The organism is Spirulina major PCC 6313, assembly GCF_001890765.1.
GTDB lineage: Bacteria > Cyanobacteriota > Cyanobacteriia > Cyanobacteriales > Spirulinaceae > Spirulina > Spirulina major.
Genome location: NZ_KV878783.1, coordinates 323,556 through 341,544, shown reverse-complemented (window position 1 = coordinate 341,544; position 17,989 = coordinate 323,556). Strand labels below are relative to the sequence as shown.

Below are 17,989 nucleotides of genomic sequence, written 5' to 3'. Positions count from 1 at the left end.
TTAGGCAACGCAAATTGTCAAATTCACTAAGATTGTGGATATGAACATTTTTCAGGGGTGTGTCGTCGTTCAGTTCAAGATCATGTCGTCTTCAATGTAATGTATTCTCCCATCGGTAGCACCATGATTTCTACAGAATTGCCAGTAGAGTTGGATTGGCAGGATTGGCGATCGCAACTCAAGCACCGCATTACCACCGTTGAGGCCCTGCGCCATTGGATCAATCTCACTCCTGCTGAAGAAACCGCGATCGCTCAATGTGTGGGTAAATATCGCTGGAGTATTACTCCCTACTACGCCGCCTTGATGGATCGCGATGATCCTACCTGCGCCATCCGTCAACAAGCCGTGCCCCAACTCGATGAATTTCGCACCTTTGCCGGGGCCGAGGATGATCCCGTCGGCGATACCATCTACCGCAAAACCAATCGTGTGGTGCATAAATATCCCGATCGCATCATCCTTTTGGTCACCCAAGCCTGTGCTGTGTACTGTCGCCATTGCACCCGGAAATATCACACCACCGATGTCAACGGCACGTATTTTGAACAAAATGAAGCCGTCAGTTGGGAGCCGGATTTTGCCTACATCGAAGCCCACCCCGAAATTCGGGATGTCTTGCTGACCGGGGGTGATCCCTTAACCTACAGTGATGAAAAGCTAGAGCCGATCCTCGCTCGGCTGCGGCAGATCCCCCATGTGGAAATTATCCGCATTGGGACGCGCTATCCGGTGCTGCTGCCCCAGCGGATTACTCCAGCGTTTTGTGCGATGCTCGATCGTTACCAGCCGGTGTGGCTCAACACCCATTTCAACCATCCGAAGGAAATCACACCGGAGGCGGCGGCGGCCTGCGATCGCCTTCTGCGCCATGGGGTCATTGTCCAAAATCAAACCGTCCTCCTCAAGGGCATCAACGACAGCCTCGACACCATGAAAACCCTTCTCAAAGACCTCTTGAAGATTCGGGTGCGCCCTTACTACCTGTATCACTGCGACAATGTGACCGGTGTGTCCCACTTTGCCACCACCATTGCCGCCGGTCGCGAGATCATGCGCGGCCTCCAGGGGGAAATCACCGGCTTCGCTGTGCCTCAATACATCATCACCACGAAGCTCGGTAAAATTCCCCTCACGGAAGAATGGGTACAGGCCAATGAGGAGGGTTATTATCTCGAAAATGCCTACGGCCAAACCCTACAACTTACCGAGCATGGAGTCAGCACCTAATCCTGCCAGAATAGCCGTTGCGTCTGGGTTCGACGCGGCGGCGATCGCGCTTCAGGGCGGTAGATACGCCAATGGTTGGGGTGAAGCTGGCAAGGATACCCCGTAGCCTGAACTTGTTACGATGGCTGAGACGGGCTAACTCTTGATTGACACTCCCCGCGAAGACAGCGACGGGGATTCTTGGTGCATCGACCGGACCTAACCGAGCCGGATTGCTCCAACCCCGCCAGAGGTCTAATCTCCCCAAGCGGATAACTTCCCCTGTGCCCCACGGTAGTTAGTCCAAGGCGCAGGATACAAACCCGCTTCACTATCGACTCAGCCCGATGCCGATCGCAAACTAACCCGTTCACCTTCAAGTCTTCCGAGGCGACCAAATCGTTAGATTGGATGACGCAGTAGGCAATCCGCCCACTCATTCCGCTGCCTGCTTACCCTGAAATGCTTCCAGGCCTATCGGTTTTTAGCCTTGTGAGAGTTCCTGGACGTTTGCAATCCAATATAATCGACATAACATGACTGGCCCAAGGAGAGCGACTAACGTCGCTCGTGTCGTCTTTCATCCCCGCAATCAATTGACGGGCTTTCAGACTCCCTCACTATTTTCGTAACAGGACATTTTCACCATGTCTGATCGGGAATCCATTCCATCTGGGGCGATTCATTGGGAACTGCGTTTGCTGAGAGGCTTAGAGCTGACGAGTGTTCATCAACTGAAGGTGTTGCGCCAATTGCGCAAGTTGGCAAATGATGCCTCGCTCCAGTTGATTCGCCTTGATCTCGATAGCAGCGATCGCCCCACCCTCGTCTTTGCCGGCACATTTACCGGCTTCCAGCGCATCCGCACCCTCCGCAAAACCCACCAACTCACCACCCTCCTCCAATTACCCGTCAAAGACGTTGCCCCCATCGATGGTGAACCCGATGCGGCGGCCCCCTCTCCCCCCATCACCCTGCCCGCACAATCCCCCGAAACCCTGATTTATCAGTCCTTCGCCATGCTTGTGCAGGCCCATCCTCCCCTTGAGGTAATTGACCGCTTTCAACACCTCATCGTGGATACCCACAATATTCAGGATCTCAAGCTCAAGGCCACCCTCGATCAAATTGTTCTGGCCAAAAATGCCCCTACGGTTTTTCCGCAGTTTCTCCTCCATTGCTGCTTAATCGTGATCGATTTTTGGCAACTTGACCCCAAGGCCCATCCCTTCATTCCTCAGTTAGTCGCCTGCTTCGATCACCTTCCCAGTCCTGGCTATAAACAAGCCAGAGCGGTGCATCGTCTCCGGGAATTGGTGGCGGAATTCTTGAAAACGGAGCAGTACACGATCCTCCATCGCATTGCTCAAATTTATCAACCCACCCCAATCGCCGACCATCACCCCCTAGGGGCATTGCTGGGCCGCTATCCGTTCCTCTATAAAACGCTGCTGCTCAATGATGAGAGTGACTACGAACAGCAGCAAACGGTTCGCTATCTTTACACCCGGCATCAGGAGCGGTACGAGTTTCAGCTCAACCGCTTTGTCACCTATCAAGCCCGGTTAGCCGATATTGCCCGCGCTCGACAATTGAGCCAGGGAGCGGGGCGGGTGATTCGGCGGGAGAAAAATCCGACGTTATTGAGCGATCGCGAACTCGCCACCGCCCTCCGCCATTTTTGGGACAAACGACCCGGCCGGGAAACCAGCAAAGAACTCGCCCAGCGGCTCCGATTTGGCATTAGTCACTTTTCCTCCTACGCCTCCTTCAAAGCCCAACTCCATCAATACCTCATCCACTCCCTCCCCTCCTCAAGTCCCTACCCAATGAGTAATCAACTCCAAACCTATCTCCACAACATTTTGCCGCGCTACGATCAGCGTCGCCCCGACGAATCCCTAAGCCTCCGCACGGCCACCAAACTCTTAGGACTGTTGATGATCGAAAAAGACAATAACCCCGATCACTATCGCTTCATCGAAGCCGTCGCCAACCTGGGGGCCACCTACACCATCGGTATGCTGATGAAACTCACTCTCCTCTCGCCCCCCCTTGTCCCGGAACTGGAAAAACGCCTGACCCGCCTTTTTCTCCACTATCAAACCTTCCCGCCGCAGGATGTCGCCTGGCTGATTCAGGTTTTGGAAAATTACCAGCTTGCAAGCAGTATCTATCGGGGGTCTGTGGATTTATCCCCCCTGTCCCATCTTTTGCACGTCAAAACAAACGCTCAACGCTCAACGTGATCCACCCACCCGACATCATTAGACGGGGAGCATCAAGGCGCTCAAACATGAAAAAACAAGGGGTCAAGACTCCTTGTTTTTTTCATGTCAGGGGTGAGCGCGATCGCTAGCAGACCCGTCGTTTAGTAGACTTCCACATGCCAGCGATGCTCTTTCTTCATCTGCTTGCGGAGGTCATCCCAATGCATATCACGCTTTTCGGCCTCTTGGGTAAAGGTTTCCGAAATCGGCGGCTCCATGCCTTTCAACCCACACATATAGACATGGGTTTTGGGCTTCTGGATCATTTCAAACAGTTCGTCGGCATATTCACTGACGCGGCTTTGAACATACATTTTGCTGCCATCTTCGTTCTGTTGTTCCCGGCTAATCGCATAGGTAAGCCGGAAGTTATCCGGGAATTCAGCCGCCAGTTTTTCGAGTTCTTCTTGATACAAAATATTGGCACTGTAGGGAATGCCAAAGATTAACCAGGCCAACCCTTTGAACTGATACCCTTCGTGCTTTTCTTTGAACATCCGCCACAGGAAAGCGCGGAACGGTGCAATCCCCGTGCCGGTGGCTAACATCACCACGGTGGCATCTTCGTCATCGGGGAGCAGCATTTCTTTCCCAACGGGCCCGGTGATGGTGACATCAGCACCGGTTTCAAGGCCACAGAGGTAGCTCGAACAAACCCCATAGACGGTTTCGTTGGTTTCGGGGTGCTGATATTCAAGCTGACGCACACAGAGGGACACTGTTTTGTTGTCTTCGCGATCGCCATGACGGGTCGAGGCGATCGAATATAAACGCAATTTGTGGGGCTTGCCGTTGTCATCGGTTCCCGGCGGGATAATCCCAATACTTTGCCCTTCGAGGTAGTGAAGATCACCCCCGGATAGATCAAAGGTCAGATGGCGCACAGTCCCCGTCCCCCCTTCTCGGACGAGTTCGTAGTTGTCCAAGCATTTCCCCGTGAAGGGGGTTTTAGGCTTGTAGATGTTAACGGGAATTTTATTGTCAGTGGGTTTGGGATGAACAATCATGGTTTGGCTCACAGTATCGTCCGAGGATGGTACTGAGGTTGTCGTTCCTGCCGGTTGCGTCGGGGGTTCGCCACTCAGGGGTTTGATGCTGACGATTTTGCCGCCTAAGCGCAGGATTCGCTGCATCTCTTCGTTCATCCGGCTGTAAGGAACCGTAACAAACGTACTGCCACTGCGACGGAGGGAGTAGTTCAGCCTATCCGTCTGATTGTTCTGGCGTAGACCGACAACCTCATAAATAAACATCCGACTCCCAGACTCAGTATTCTGAGCCAAAGTAGAACTTTGTCCGTACATACGCTGCCAATCTCCAAAACTTCAATTTAAAGGTGCTATTCTCTCAGCAAAACGGAGCTTTACATACTGCGATTCAAGTCAAACCCTCTTATCTATCCAGATAAAGTGGTGCGCAGTAGAGCACTTTTTGCCTCGATATCAAGCCTAGCATTGTGTGGTACGTAACGCTTTAGCCGGATTAAGGACAGCTTCAATGGGTGGCTTGGAGAGCGGGCAACGGTTTGGACGCGGGAGTTAGATGCGATCGCACGCCTAACTTAACAATCCCACCCAGGGGAGACTGTAGCGAACCTATCTTTTTTAGGTTTTCTTCAGCAAAAACGCCCAGCCTGCCGTAGCATAGGTACTGGGCAGGCAGTGGTTAGGGCTGTCGGAGTCTTGTAGGAGATTTCCGGTTCTGATACAATCGGGCGTACATCTCTAGTATTAAATACTTACTAGGCACTCGGCACAATTGTCGTCTTTCCTGAACGTTAACGATCAGCATAAGGTGCGATTCACCCCATTGGTTTATGATCCTCTGAACTGTTCCAGTCTGGTCAGGATTGAGATCAGTACCGACCAATATGGATCAACCCATCTCACCTAAACTAGGGTGTTAGATCTTGGTTTATTGGACAAAATCCCGATCTTTCAGAGGCCTAAACCATACTGCATCGTAACCTGCGTCCAGTGGAGGATGTCACGCTTGCCTAAGCTACTTTTTAGAAATCAGTTTTGTAAAGAGGAAAGGTATGATCGCGCAATCAGACCGTGTTGTTCTTATTGGAGTTGCTGGTGACTCAGGCTGCGGAAAATCTACATTTCTCCGCCGCCTTATAGACTTGTTTGGGGAAGAATTCATGACGGTGATTTGTCTCGATGACTATCACAGTCTGGATCGGAAGGGAAGAAAAGCAGCCGGCGTAACAGCACTGAACCCCAAAGCAAACAACTTTGATCTGATGTATGAGCAGATCAAAGCCTTGAAGGAAGGGAATCCCATTGATAAGCCGATTTACAACCATGAAACCGGGGAGCTCGATCCTCCCGAACGCATTAATCCCAATAAGGTAGTGGTGATTGAAGGCTTGCACCCCTTGTTCGATGAACGAGTGCGGAGTCTGTTAGATTTCAGCGTCTATTTAGACATCAGTGATGAGGTCAAAATCAGATGGAAAATCCAACGGGACATGGCAGAACGGGGTCACACCTACGAAGACGTTTTGGCCTCGATTAATGCTCGGAAACCAGATTTTTCGGCTTACATCGAACCCCAAAAAGAATTTGCGGATGTGGTGATTCAGGTCTTGCCGACGCAGTTGGTGGAAGATAAGGAAGGGAAGTATCTGCGGGTTCGCTTGATCCAGAAAGACCAAGTTGAGCATTTTGAGCCGGTTTATCTCTTTGATGAGGGGTCTACGATTGATTGGCGGCCCTGTGGTCGGAAGCTGACCTGCACCTATCCTGGTATCAAGATGTACTACGGGCCCGATGCCTACATGGGGCATGAAGTCTCGATCCTTGAAGTGGATGGCCAATTCGATAATCTCGAAGAGATGATCTACATTGAGAGCCACCTGAGCAGCACTTCGACGCGCTATTACGGCGAGATGACGGAGTTGGTGCTGAAGCATAAGGACTATCCGGGGTCGGATAATGGTACAGGCTTGTTCCAGGTGTTGGTGGGTCTGAAGATGCGGGATAAGTATGAACGCTTGACGAGCGGGGCGGATAAGGTGGCGGCGAAGGTCTAAGGACTGTTCTGTTGTTGCTGCTGATTTCATCGTTCATGATCGACGATCGCACCTCTTGAATGACCAACGGATAAACGGCCGCCTACGGGTGGCTGTTTTGTGTGATATGGGGCGATCGCACCTCCCCAATCCGGATCGCATCGTGGCGATGGGCATCGCGGGGGCTGGAGTCTACAAAAATGCGTTGGCGGGGCATCCCTAGGGCGATCGCTTCGCGTTCAAAGGCAGATTTCAGGCGACGGCGATATTCCCGCGCCACATCCCAATGGCGCATCGGTTGGGTTTTCAAGAGCATGAGAATTTGGCAACCGTCGGCATCGAGTTTATCCACCCCCAGCATCACGGGCTGTTCCATCACTTGCGTTTGCCATTCAGGATCGGTGTATAACTCCTGGGCCACCTGTTCCATCACGGTAATGGCGTGATCCACCGCCGTATCATGGCTGACGGTCACCGCGAGTTTAGCCTGAGACCAACTGCTCGTCATGTTCCGGACAATGCTAATCGTCCCGTTGGGGATGGTGATCAGTTCACCGTCAAGGTTGCGCAGTTGAGTGATGCGCAGGTTGACATATTCCACCAGTCCATCGACCTGATTGTTGATTGCAATCACATCCCCGACGGCATATTGGTCTTCGAGCAGCAGTAAGACCCCATTAATCACGTCTTTAATGAAGTTCTGAGCGCCCAGGGAGATGGCAAAGGTGATGATCCCCAAAAAGGTGGCGATGGGGGTGCTGATGGCGCGAAATTGCTGGAGGGCGATGAGGATAAAGAGGGCGTAGGCGATGACGGTGCTGACCCCTTTGGCGGCGGAAACGAGGGTGGGAACCCGCAGAGAAAAGCGATGGGAGGCTTGGATCGTTTCGGTTTGGGCTTCTAGCCATTGCCGGGCGAGGCGATCGATGATCAGATCGATGAATCGATCCAGGAGGCTGACGGCGAGGAAAATGAGCAGGAGGAATAACGGTGTGCCTAAAACGCCGCTGCGGCCGAGGCTGAGGAGCCATTCCTTGGGCCAAACGCCGAGTAACCAGTTGGCAAAGGGGCGGGTGAAGTAGAACGAACGGCTCAGCAGCCCGATACTGATGACCCAGAGCATGATTTGTCCCCAAAAGACGCTGCGCCGCAGGAAGGCGTTGACGCTGTAGTCTCGTTGGGAGGCAAAGCGGCTGAGTTGCAGTTTGAGGAGGTCAAGGGCGTTGACGGTTTCGCTGGCATCGTAATCCAGTTCAAGGTCGGGGCCGGGGTGCGATCGCAGCCGTCGCCGTTGCAGCATTAAACGACGTTGCCAGAGGGCAAACACAAAGCTGGTAAAAATGGTCAGCCCCAGGAGGAGCAACGCTTTCAGCCCAGCTTCTATAAGAACGGTGGGCTGACGTTTTTCCCAGGCTTCGAGGAGGACGCGGTGAATTTTGTCGGAAAGTTGATTGGCGAGATCATCCAAGGTGGAGCGGGAATAGAGGGCATCGGCAGCGGTAATGGTGATCATGATTTGGGGGGCGGTGTCCTGGGGGAACGTGGCTTTGATCACCGAGGCTGAGTCATTAACGCTATGGGACGTGAGAACGAGTTGCTCCGCTAGTTGCTGTTTTTTTTCCTTGAGATTGGTCACGCCTTGGAGGTCGCTTTGACCATAGTCGGTCATGCTTTCGAGGATGCGCTGTAGCCGTTGACCGATTTGCTGCGATCGCAGCGCCGCCTCGCCGGATCGTTGGGCGTTGGGGCCGAGGGTTTCGGTGGCCACCCGCAAGACTGGATACCCATCGAGAAAAACCGGAGCAATTTCCAAGGTGCCGATGGCCACCGTGGGGATGCTGGGGCGGCTGTTGATTTCTTCAATGGAAAAATCAAAGCCGTTAATCTGGGCGGGAGTGGCGATCGCAACCCCCATCACCCCGACCACAGTCAGCAGAAAAAGACTGATCCACCGTTGTAATTTGCCGATCATTAAACCTCGCATAAACTCTTTCGCACCGTGAAGCATGGTCAGGTTTATTATGTCGTGGGGTTGAGTAATTGTGCTCAGTCTTTAGGTAGAGTCAACGGCAATCCATCGAGAAGTTGCACCGTCACGTCCGCCGCGCCCGCCCGCAGGGGTTTGAGGGCGGCATAGTCCGGTGACTGCCAAAAGGCTAAGGCGGCGGCCCGCGATGGCCATTCAGAAATGACCACCCGCCCGCCGGGGGCGGTTTCCCCTTCGAGACAGGTTTGCTCACCCCCTAAAACCCGGTATTGGCCCCCCATGACGACGACCAACGCTGAAACGGCGGCGGCGTAGTGGCTGAACTGGGTGCGATCGCTAATTTTGGCCTGGATGAGAAGAAAGGCGGGGGCTGGGGGGGTCATGGTGGGCTTGGGGTGAGGGAGAGAGAAATCAGGTGATTAGGTTATTAATAGCTACCTCGTAGGACGGCGGCAGCACTCACCCCGTAGACCCGTTTGGCGGCTTCGATGGCGCGTTGCGTGGTTGTGCCGAGGAGACCGTCAATGGAGCCTCGGTAAAAGCCTGCGCCCCGGAGACGTTCTTGCATATCACGAATTTGAGCTTGGGTAATGGCATTTTGTAAGACCGTCCAGGTTTGTTGACCAACGACACCATCTCCGGCCAGGCCGCGAGACCGTTGGAAGCGGGCCAGGGCTTCGGTGGTGGTGCGATCAAAGTTGCCGTTGGCGTTGCGTGGGAGGTAATCCAACAGTTGCAGACGCAATTGAACTTGTCGGACGCGATCGCCTTTTGCCCCTTGGCCAAAGGGTTGAAATTGCGGTTGCCGATTGCGGGCGGCAATCACAGCGGCCAGAGCGTCGAGGGTACTTTGGCCGGCAATGCCGTCGGCGTTGAGGTTGCGCGATCGCTGAAAATGCCGCACTGCTGTTTCGGTCTGGTCACCAAAAAAGCCCGTGATCGGCCCGTTATAAGACCCCACTTGACGCAGTTGGGTTTGGAGTTGACGCACGGCATCGCCACGATCGCCCTTTTTCAAAATGATTTTCGTTTGGGTCAGCTTGGCGGGACTGATCACCGTTGCCTCGACTCGATGGGGCGAAGCGAGGAGGGGTAGGGGAGCGATCGCCCCCACCATCACAGCCACCGTCCCCCACAGGCAATTCCTCACTAGCCACCGTTGCCACTGGAAATATGAGCCACGGCGCAGAACAGGGGACACGACGGAGGGGATAGGGACGTTGAGCATGGGATCAATCCTGATACAACACAGCAAGCCAAGCAAACAGCAGGGCACGAACAATTTAGCCCAAATTTTAAACCGGATTGTGGGCCATCGATCGCCCGTTTTAACGCAATCTACGCCAGCTTAGCAACGCTTTTCCGCCCTTAGGCCACCGTCCCCGCCGCAAATAACCGCCCGATCACCTCTTCAATGGGAGGGTCGGTAATGCTCAAGTCTGCGATCGGCAACTGGGCCAGCAATTGCCCCACCGTTTGCGTCAACGCTTCCCGCCGTACCAAAAGCCGCACATCCCGCCCATCGAGGGACTCCAATTCCCCATAGGCGGCGAGTTGCTCGGCCTCTAGCGTTGCCGCCAATTGCAACCGCACTTCACGATAGGGGGCAAATCGTTCGAGTAAACCCTTGAGGCTGCCGTCATAAATTAACCCCCCTTGATGGATGAGGAGGACGCGATCGCACAGTGCCGTAATATCCGCCATGTAGTGACTGGTCAGCAGCACCGTCGCCCCGTAGCGATCGTTGTAAAGCTGGAGAAACTCCCGCACCGCCGCCTGGGCATTCACATCCAGCCCCAAGGTCGGCTCATCTAAAAACAAAACTTGAGGATGGTGAAGCAACGCCGCCAACAATTCCGCCTTCATCCGTTCCCCCAAGGACATTTTGCGCATCGGCTGCGTCAACTTGCCCCCCAAGTTCAGCATCTCGCTCAACTCTCCCAACCGTTGGGTAAACTCCCGTTCCGACAATTCATACACCGCCGCATTAATCCGCAACGAATCCAACGCCGGTAAATCCCACAACAATTGCTGCTTTTGCCCCATCACCAGGCTAATCTTGCGCAAAAATTGCGGCTGACGGCGAAAGGGTACATAGTCCGCCACTCGCACCGTTCCCGCCGAGGGATGAATCAACCCCGTTAACATTTTCAATGTTGTGGTTTTTCCGGCTCCATTGGCCCCCAAAAATCCCACCATTTCCCCCGGTTGCAGGCTAAAGGACACATTATCCACCGCTTTGATTTGGCGATAGTTCCGCTGGAAAAAATGCTGCAATGTCCCCCGTAATCCCGGCTCTTTGACCGCAACGGGATACACCTTACTCAATTGTTCAACTGTGATCATGTCCATCGTGACTTATCCAAACAAGCGAATCATTACAAAAACCGCACTCAGGCTACGAACGAATCCACCGGGGATCTGCCAAGGCGCTATCCCATGCCGGGGTGATTCGTTCACAGGGTGACGGGATGTTGGCCGTAGAAGGGAAGGGCGGCAGACCAATGGGGGCGATCGCCCTCCGCATAGCGACGGGCAGCGAGGTCAAGGAGGGGGGCAACGGAGGCGGCGAGGGAGTCCGGAGCCTGGATAACGGTGTGGGGCGGCAGGGTGGCGCGGGTGTCGGCCCACTGCTCCGGGGTGTAGATGGCATCGGGTTGGGATTGGGTGGGGTCGATGCCGTGGGTGGTAAGGGTGTAGATGCCGCCGAAAAGTTCGCCTCGGCGGGCGGGATAGGCGATCGCATAGGTCGCCGTTGCCACAGCGTCAGCGGTGAATTGTTGCCAGGCCACGGCGGCCAGGGTGGAGATGGCAAAGAGGGGCAGGTCTAACTGTTGGGCGAGGGTGCGGGCAGTAACGACACCGATCCGCGTGCCGGTGAAGCCGCCGGGGCCTTTGGCGACGGCGAGAAAGTCGAGGTCTGTCCAGGCGAGGGGAGTGAGGAAGGCGGCGAGATAGCTGTGGAGTTCCGTGGAGAGCGATCGCCCCAAGTCCCACACCTGCGATCGCATTGGTTCTGAGGATGCGATCGCCGCTAGCCCCAACTCGCCCGTGGTGGTATGTAATGCTAACCCGTCACTCATTGGTCCCTATATTCACCGAAAACCTATCCTAACCTGTTTTTGGGCTGCCCTTGGGGGGCGGGGTTCAGGGGCGATCGCCCCTCTTCCTTAACGTTTCTCCACATTTTCGCCCCGCCAAGGCCGATAGGATAGAAACTGGCCATACCATCTCACCCCACCCCCAACCACCGCAACGGTCGCCCAATGGGTTGCGTGAGATCAAAACGAGTCATTCCAGTTGTGATTGTGCAAGGACAAAGGAGAGCATTTTGGTTGTAACGTCGAGTTTGAACACCACAAAATCCGAAGAAATTTTTGCCGCTGCCCAAAAACTCATGCCAGGCGGCGTAAGTTCCCCCGTGCGGGCCTTTAAATCCGTCGGCGGTCAGCCCATCGTTTTCGATCGCGTCAATGGCGCTCGCGTTTGGGACGTAGACGGCAACGAATATATTGACTACGTCGGCACCTGGGGGCCCGCCATCTGTGGCCACGCCCATCCTGAGGTGATCGCCGCCCTCCAAGACGCTTTACTCAAAGGCACGAGCTTCGGTGCGCCCTGCATCTTAGAAAATGTGTTGGCGGAAATGGTCATTGATGCCGTCCCCAGCATTGAACTGGTGCGGTTTGTCAACTCCGGGACGGAAGCCTGTATGTCCGTTCTGCGCCTGATGCGGGCCTTTACCGGTCGGGAAAAAATCATCAAGTTTGAGGGCTGCTACCACGGTCACGCCGATATGTTCTTGGTGAAGGCAGGGTCAGGGGTTGCCACCCTCGGCCTGCCCGACTCCCCCGGTGTGCCGAAAAGCACCGCCGCCGCCACCCTCACCGCCCCCTACAACGACCTCGAAGCCGTCAAAGCCCTCTTTGCGGAAAATCCCGGCGAAGTGGCGGGGGTGATCCTGGAACCCATTGTGGGTAATTCGGGCTTCATTCCCCCCGATGCGGGCTTCCTCGAAGGGCTGCGACTCTTGACGGAGGAAAACGGGGCCCTTTTGGTCTTTGATGAAGTGATGACCGGGTTCCGGATTGCCTACGGTGGCGTGCAGGCAAAATTCGGCGTGACCCCGGATTTGACGACGTTGGGTAAGGTGATCGGCGGTGGGTTGCCCGTGGGGGCCTACGGCGGTCGTAAGGATATTATGGCGATGGTGGCTCCGGCGGGGCCGATGTACCAAGCCGGGACATTATCGGGGAATCCCTTGGCGATGACGGCGGGGATTAAAACCCTGGAATTGCTGCAAAAACCCGGCAGCTATGAACACCTCGAACGGGTGACGAATACGCTGATCACGGGCTTGTTGGACATTGCCAAGGAAACAGGACATGCGGCCTATGGGGGCAATATTAGCGGCATGTTCGGGATGTTCTTTCAAGCTGATCCGGTGCATAACTACGAGGATGCGAAAAAGTCGGATGCGGCGAAGTTTGCCCGGTTCCATCGGGGCATGTTGGAGCAGGGGGTTTACCTGGCACCGTCGCAGTTTGAGGCGGGCTTTACCTCCCTGGCCCATGGGGATGCGGAAGTGGAAGAAACCCTAGCTGCCGCCCGGACGGTGATGGCGGCATTGTAAGCGATCGCACCTCCCCCGCTGGCTACTGCTGAGACATAACGTGCAACTGTTGACCTAGCCTGGGTGTGATTCCCCTGATTCAGGGCAGCGAGCTAGAAGCTCGCACTACGGAGAAAAACGTTAAACCAAAGCAGGCGGGGCGACCCGCCTTTTTTGTCGGGGAAACGTGAGGGCATTTCAAGGGTCTGGGATGATGGGGGTGCGATCCCCCAAATCACCGGAACAAACCCAACAATCAGGGTACAGTGGGGAACAATCTGCCCAAAAAGCCGTTTTGATGATGATATTAGGGACTCTTAACCCATGTTGCGCTCAACCTTAATCCTTGCCCTGCTGACCCTGATCCCCCATAGTCTCTCACTCCCCAGTGAGGCACAAATTCAGAGCAGCGAAACCATTTTTGAAGATATTCAACTCAGTCAATCCGGGCCCGAAAGTGTGATCATCCGAGGCATTAGCGGGGGAGCCTTGGCAGTGCGCACCGTCACCGCCCAGGACAGCACCCAAACGGGAACCTGCGCCGGTTTTATTGATAGTGAGCCGGATCATGTGGTGGTGTTGCGTGATTTTTTCGACTTTCTTAGCCTTGAAGTCGCCAGCCCCGAAGATACGACCCTCCTGGTGCGCGGCCCTGGTGGCCTGTGGTGTAATGATGACTACGCGGGGCGCAATCCCGCCATTTCTGGAGCGTGGTTAGCCGGTCAGTATGAGGTGTGGGTCGGCTCCTATCGCAAAGATCGCTATCATCCCTATCTCATTCAACTCAGTTCCAATCCAGACACCCCAACGTTAATGGAAAAAGTTCAGCCCGGCGGGCGGGCTTTTCCGTAAAAGCACCTATGATTGGGGGCGAGAGGAAGTCTTGCACTCCGAGCGCGATCGTGGGTGAGAGCAACATGGTGATGACAATTAAGGGAATTTATTATGGTTCAGCAGCCACAGTACAGTCTTGTTTTTTGGGGAACAGCCTGTCTTACGACTTTGCTCTGCCCGACTAGCGAGGCGACATCATTACAAGCCACGTCTTTCCCTGCCCTGATTGCCCAAATTCCAGAGTCCAATGATGAGCGTTTTTTGCAGCCCAATGAAGCCCCGCCGCAGCCGTTGGAGGGGAGCGATCGCAACTCCATCGAAACGCCCCCCACCGCCCCCCCCACCAATCCCCTCGCCCCCGAACCCGGTCCCATCCGTGTCGATCGCATCCAAATCACGGGCAGCAGCCTATTTAGCCTTGAAGATTTTCAAGCCGAGTTTGCGCCCTTCATCGGCCAACGTGTCAGCGAAGCCTCCCTACAACGGCTCGCTGACCTTGTGACCGAACGCTACCTATCCGACGGCTACATTACCTCCCGCGCCATCCTCAGCCCTGAAAGTTTGAACACCGGCACGATTGAGATCAACGTCCTCGAAGGGGGAATTCAAGATATTGAAGTGGAAGGAACCACCAACCTCAAACCTGGCTACATTAAGAAACGGGTGGCGTTAGGCGCTCGTACTCCCCTCAACACGGGCCGCTTAGAAGATCAACTCCGACTGTTGCGCACCGATCCCCTGATCGAAAATATTGAAGCGAGTCTCCGCAGTGGCACCGAACCCGCGAAAAGTATTCTCGTGGTGCGGGTGACCGAAGCGCGGCAATTCCGGGGGGCAGCGACGGTGGATAACTATTCACCGCCGAGTGTGGGGTCAGAGCGGATGGGGGTGAATCTCAGCTATCAAAACCTGACGGGGGCGGGGGATGAACTGAGCGGCGGCATGAAGCGTACCACGAGAGGCGGTTCCGATACCTTTGATCTGAGTTATCGGTATCCCTTCAATGCGCTGGATGGCATGCTGCAATTGCGGGCCTCGTTTAACCGTAATAATGTGGTGCAGGAGCCGTTCAATATTTTAGATATTCGCGGTAATTCTGAACTCTACGAAATCAGTTATCGCCAACCTCTGCAACGTACACCCCGCGAAGAGTTTGCCCTGTCAATGGGGTTGACCTATCAAACGGGTCAAACCTTTACCTTTGCGGGGCCGACTCCCTTTGGATTTGGCCCGGAGGCGGACGGCAGCACGACAACGACGGTGTTGAAGTTTGGGCAAGACTATATTCGACGGGATGCGCGGGGGGCGTGGGCGTTGCGATCGCAATTCAGCCTCGGCCTCGATCTTCTTGATGCCACCAGCAACAGCGGCTCCATCCCCGACGGGCAATTCCTCAGTTGGCTCGGCCAAGTCCAACGCGCCCAAGTCCTCAACGAAAACAACTTCCTCATTCTGTCGGCAGATCTTCAATACGCCCTATCCCCTCTCCTGCCGTCGCAGCAGTTCGTGATTGGCGGCGGGCAATCGGTGCGGGGCTTTCGGCAAAACGTGCGAGCGGGGGATAATGGGGTGCGTTTCTCCGCTGAGAATCGGCTGACTCTTGTGCGAGATGAAGCTGGGAGTGCCACCCTTGTCCTCGCCCCATTTCTCGATCTGGGCTGGGTCTGGAATGCCAAAAATAACCCCAACTCCCTCGCCGCCGAGCGTTTTATCGCTGGCATCGGCAGTGGGCTGATTTGGAATCCCTACCCCGACTTCACCGTCCGCGTTGACTATGGTTTTCCCCTTGTGAATCTCGATGATCGCGGCGAGAATGCCCAGGATGATGGCTTCTATTTCAGTGTGATTTGGCGATTCTAGGCTCAGGTGTAGCTGAGATGACCCAAAAATCGTCGGGTTTAGGGTTGGACGCGGAGACTGCGGAGACGGTTGAGGGCGGCGGCAAGTTCAAAGCGACGAAAGGCGACGGAATCCCCCAGCGGTTTGGGGGTGAGGCTGTCGAGGCTGGTGGCGTGAATCTGGGTCATGATCGTATCAAGGATGGTGGGGATCGGGGTATGACCATTGAGGGCGGAGGATTTGGCCTCCACGAGGGCGGCGGCGATCGCACGCAGTTGCCCCGGATTCACCAGTTGTTCTACCGCGCTCAGATCAATATCGTCGCTGCCAAAGGCGATCGCATCCAGATCTCGGACGCGCACTTTCACATCGTGCTTACCCCGGCTGGGATCAAGACTGCTGGGGATCGGAATCCGGGGGGTGAGTTCGCCAAAATTGGCCCCGCCTTCGGGTTGGCGATCGGTGGGGTGGGCTTGGGCGATCGCGTGGGCCTGTGCCGTCACATCCTGGGGCACAAAATTATCCAAGGCAATCACCCGATCCGCCACATCAAAATAGTCGCCGCTCCCCCCCATCACCAACAGGCTCGATACCCCTTGCTCTGTCCAGAGTTGGCGAATCTTATCGATCAAGGGCGTGATCGGTTCGTTGGCTTTGGCGATCAGTTGCTGCATACGGCGATCGCGAATCATAAAATTCGTCGCCGCCGTATCTTCATCAATCAGCAACACCTGCGCCCCCGCTTCGAGGGCTTCGATAATATTGGCCGCTTGGGAGGTGCTGCCGCTGGCGTTGGGGGTGGAAAAATGGCGCGTCGAGCGGCCTTGGGGCAGATGGTTAATAAACGGCGAAATATTCACCCCCACGATCGATCGCCCATCCTCGGCGCGGATCTTCACCGCCGCCGGATCGCTAACCACATAATCCCGCCCATCCCCCGGAATATGGTTATAGACCCCCAATTCCACCGCCTTTAACAGGGTTGATTTGCCGTGATAACCGCCGCCGACGATCACGGTGATGCCCTGGGGGATGCCCATGCCTCGGATTGGGCCGCGGTTGGGGGTGATGAGTTCATATTCAAGCTCTGAGGGGGATTGAAAAGCGATCGCCTCTTGGCCCAAAGGTCGCGCATCCACCCCACTGCGGCGCGGCAAAATTGACCCATTGGCCACAAAGGCGATCAAGCCCCGCGCTGCCAGTTGGCCCCGCAGTGCGTCGGCATCTTCAACCGTTTCGACATGGCGCTGTACAGCCGTGAGATCGAGGGATGGGGCGAGGAGCGATCGCGCCACAAGTTCCGGCACATCTTCACAGAGTAACGCCGCCGCCTGTCGCCCCAAAATCCGTCGCCCCTGGGCCGGCAGTCCCACCGTAAACCGAGCCTCCACCCGCTGCGCATCCACCCAGACCGCCGTTTGCTCTAGCACCTCTTGCCCCACCGAGAGAATTTCAATTGCGCCACTTTTCCCACTACCCCGCCGTCCGCTCAAATCCGCCGCCACCCGCGCAAATCGCCGCAGCAGATAGTCCCGCAGGGCAATTTCACGGGATGGATGGTTAAACAAGTGGGGGGGGAATTGGGCGATCGCTTGGGGCACTTCCACATGCACCCGACTCGGTGCGGCGAAGGGATCGCCCTGAACATGATCAATCGAGAGGGTAAAATCATCCAACTCGTAGCGACCCTTCAGGGATTTATACGCGCCATAACTCGCACCATCAAGGTTATAGAGGGTATTGCGTAAACTCGTCACAGACATCAGCGGATCGTCAAACTCCGGTTAACACAACAATGAGGATACCCCACCAAAGAAACAACCCACCGACAGGCTGCCGTGGGATGCGGGATCGTGGCACAACGCCACTTAACGTTCAAAAAAACTACGGGCAAAACTGGTTCAGGGAGTGGAGAGCGTGAACCCTAGAGCCATTGACGCGAGGCAAATTTTTCGATTTGGACTTGGGTGTCGTGGAGCAGTTGACTGCGACTGTCCTGATGTTGAGGAGATTGGGTTAAGGATGGGACTAAATTACGGGCTTGCAACGTCATGTGAAGCTGAAGTTGGGCAACATACTCACAGATATCTTCGCGACAGACTTCGGTTTCAGGAAGAGATGCAGGGGTCATCAAAATAAACGTCCTCCAAATAAAAGAATGACACTGGGTCAACACTTCTAGACGGTATCACGATCGCTCAAATCTGCATGGGAGTCAC

At 55.1% G+C, this 17,989-nt stretch carries 15 protein-coding genes; 7 read left to right on the top strand and 8 right to left on the bottom strand.

What is annotated here, in order from left to right:
• The first annotated feature begins 123 nt into the window (after positions 1-123).
• The 3 genes from blsG to SPI6313_RS01685 all read left to right on the top strand — a co-directional run bounded on the left by blsG (position 124) and on the right by SPI6313_RS01685 (position 3,458).
• Positions 124-1,230, top strand: a complete 1,107-nt coding sequence (gene blsG / locus SPI6313_RS01690) for an arginine 2,3-aminomutase (RefSeq protein ID WP_072622949.1) — start codon at positions 124-126, stop codon at positions 1,228-1,230.
• Positions 1,214-1,336, top strand: a complete 123-nt coding sequence (locus SPI6313_RS24650) for a hypothetical protein (RefSeq protein ID WP_281248338.1) — start codon at positions 1,214-1,216, stop codon at positions 1,334-1,336. The genes blsG and SPI6313_RS24650 overlap by 17 nt, the downstream gene beginning before the upstream one ends.
• 520 nt (positions 1,337-1,856) lie before the next feature.
• Positions 1,857-3,458 (top strand): hypothetical protein, encoded by a 1,602-nt coding sequence (locus SPI6313_RS01685; protein WP_072619436.1) that lies wholly within the window; start codon positions 1,857-1,859, stop codon positions 3,456-3,458.
• Positions 3,459-3,580: 122 nt separating this feature from the next.
• Here the strand turns inward: SPI6313_RS01685 and petH are convergent, their stop codons facing one another.
• On the bottom strand, positions 3,581-4,783 hold the full coding sequence (gene petH / locus SPI6313_RS01680) for a bifunctional rod-capping linker CpcD/ferredoxin--NADP reductase PetH (protein WP_072619435.1): 1,203 nt from the start codon (positions 4,781-4,783) through the stop codon (positions 3,581-3,583).
• 734 nt (positions 4,784-5,517) lie between these two features.
• Between petH and SPI6313_RS01675 the strand changes: the two genes are divergently transcribed.
• Positions 5,518-6,519 (top strand): phosphoribulokinase, encoded by a 1,002-nt coding sequence (locus SPI6313_RS01675; RefSeq protein ID WP_072619434.1) that lies wholly within the window; start codon positions 5,518-5,520, stop codon positions 6,517-6,519.
• An 82-nt stretch (positions 6,520-6,601) separates the two neighbouring features.
• On the opposite strand, the gene SPI6313_RS01670 is transcribed toward SPI6313_RS01675, so the two are convergent.
• From SPI6313_RS01670 to tsaB, 5 genes are all read right to left on the bottom strand, one after another.
• A complete protein-coding gene (locus SPI6313_RS01670) occupies positions 6,602-8,470 on the bottom strand; it encodes a mechanosensitive ion channel family protein (RefSeq protein WP_175551038.1) in 1,869 nt (622 codons plus the stop codon).
• A 74-nt stretch (positions 8,471-8,544) separates the two neighbouring features.
• Positions 8,545-8,868 carry a DUF1330 domain-containing protein gene (locus SPI6313_RS01665; protein ID WP_072619432.1) on the bottom strand — a complete coding sequence of 108 codons (324 nt, stop codon included), beginning with the start codon at positions 8,866-8,868 and terminating at the stop codon, positions 8,545-8,547.
• Positions 8,869-8,912: 44 nt separating this feature from the next.
• Entirely contained in the window at positions 8,913-9,713 is an 801-nt protein-coding gene (locus SPI6313_RS01660; RefSeq protein WP_084668841.1) for a peptidoglycan-binding domain-containing protein, read from the bottom strand.
• A gap of 140 nt (positions 9,714-9,853) precedes the next feature.
• Entirely contained in the window at positions 9,854-10,837 is a 984-nt protein-coding gene (locus SPI6313_RS01655; RefSeq protein WP_072619430.1) for an ABC transporter ATP-binding protein, read from the bottom strand.
• Between the two features lie 104 nt (positions 10,838-10,941).
• Positions 10,942-11,568, bottom strand: a complete 627-nt coding sequence (tsaB, locus tag SPI6313_RS01650; protein WP_072619429.1) for a tRNA (adenosine(37)-N6)-threonylcarbamoyltransferase complex dimerization subunit type 1 TsaB — start codon at positions 11,566-11,568, stop codon at positions 10,942-10,944.
• Positions 11,569-11,816: 248 nt separating this feature from the next.
• On the opposite strand from tsaB, the gene hemL reads away from it, so the two are divergent.
• From hemL to SPI6313_RS01635, 3 genes are all read left to right on the top strand, one after another.
• Positions 11,817-13,118, top strand: coding sequence for a glutamate-1-semialdehyde 2,1-aminomutase (hemL, locus tag SPI6313_RS01645; protein WP_084668840.1), 1,302 nt, complete (start codon positions 11,817-11,819; stop codon positions 13,116-13,118).
• Between the two features lie 303 nt (positions 13,119-13,421).
• On the top strand, positions 13,422-13,949 hold the full coding sequence (locus SPI6313_RS01640; protein ID WP_072619428.1) for a hypothetical protein: 528 nt from the start codon (positions 13,422-13,424) through the stop codon (positions 13,947-13,949).
• Positions 13,950-14,042: 93 nt separating this feature from the next.
• Positions 14,043-15,791 carry a ShlB/FhaC/HecB family hemolysin secretion/activation protein gene (locus tag SPI6313_RS01635; RefSeq protein WP_072619427.1) on the top strand — a complete coding sequence of 583 codons (1,749 nt, stop codon included), beginning with the start codon at positions 14,043-14,045 and terminating at the stop codon, positions 15,789-15,791.
• Between the two features lie 38 nt (positions 15,792-15,829).
• Here the strand turns inward: SPI6313_RS01635 and SPI6313_RS01630 are convergent, their stop codons facing one another.
• Together SPI6313_RS01630 and SPI6313_RS01625 are read right to left on the bottom strand one after the other, a co-directional pair.
• The gene (locus SPI6313_RS01630; RefSeq protein WP_072619426.1) at positions 15,830-17,533 is read right to left on the bottom strand and encodes an ABC-ATPase domain-containing protein; all 1,704 of its coding nucleotides are present in this window, start codon (positions 17,531-17,533) and stop codon (positions 15,830-15,832) included.
• A gap of 161 nt (positions 17,534-17,694) precedes the next feature.
• Positions 17,695-17,901 carry a hypothetical protein gene (locus tag SPI6313_RS01625; protein ID WP_072619425.1) on the bottom strand — a complete coding sequence of 69 codons (207 nt, stop codon included), beginning with the start codon at positions 17,899-17,901 and terminating at the stop codon, positions 17,695-17,697.
• Positions 17,902-17,989 lie beyond the last annotated feature (88 nt).

Bases quoted from the DNA above. Each gene is read 5' to 3' on its own strand.
- blsG (WP_072622949.1), top strand. From the start codon at position 124: ATGATTTCTACAGAATTGCCAGTAGAGTTGGATTGGCAGGATTGGCGA.
- SPI6313_RS24650 (WP_281248338.1), top strand. From the start codon at position 1,214: ATGGAGTCAGCACCTAATCCTGCCAGAATAGCCGTTGCGTCTGGGTTC.
- SPI6313_RS01685 (WP_072619436.1), top strand. From the start codon at position 1,857: ATGTCTGATCGGGAATCCATTCCATCTGGGGCGATTCATTGGGAACTG.
- petH (WP_072619435.1), bottom strand. From the start codon at position 4,783: ATGTACGGACAAAGTTCTACTTTGGCTCAGAATACTGAGTCTGGGAGT.
- SPI6313_RS01675 (WP_072619434.1), top strand. From the start codon at position 5,518: ATGATCGCGCAATCAGACCGTGTTGTTCTTATTGGAGTTGCTGGTGAC.
- SPI6313_RS01670 (WP_175551038.1), bottom strand. From the start codon at position 8,470: ATGATCGGCAAATTACAACGGTGGATCAGTCTTTTTCTGCTGACTGTG.
- SPI6313_RS01665 (WP_072619432.1), bottom strand. From the start codon at position 8,868: ATGACCCCCCCAGCCCCCGCCTTTCTTCTCATCCAGGCCAAAATTAGC.
- SPI6313_RS01660 (WP_084668841.1), bottom strand. From the start codon at position 9,713: ATGCTCAACGTCCCTATCCCCTCCGTCGTGTCCCCTGTTCTGCGCCGT.
- SPI6313_RS01655 (WP_072619430.1), bottom strand. From the start codon at position 10,837: ATGGACATGATCACAGTTGAACAATTGAGTAAGGTGTATCCCGTTGCG.
- tsaB (WP_072619429.1), bottom strand. From the start codon at position 11,568: ATGAGTGACGGGTTAGCATTACATACCACCACGGGCGAGTTGGGGCTA.
- SPI6313_RS01640 (WP_072619428.1), top strand. From the start codon at position 13,422: ATGTTGCGCTCAACCTTAATCCTTGCCCTGCTGACCCTGATCCCCCAT.
- SPI6313_RS01635 (WP_072619427.1), top strand. From the start codon at position 14,043: ATGGTTCAGCAGCCACAGTACAGTCTTGTTTTTTGGGGAACAGCCTGT.
- SPI6313_RS01630 (WP_072619426.1), bottom strand. From the start codon at position 17,533: ATGTCTGTGACGAGTTTACGCAATACCCTCTATAACCTTGATGGTGCG.
- SPI6313_RS01625 (WP_072619425.1), bottom strand. From the start codon at position 17,901: ATGACCCCTGCATCTCTTCCTGAAACCGAAGTCTGTCGCGAAGATATC.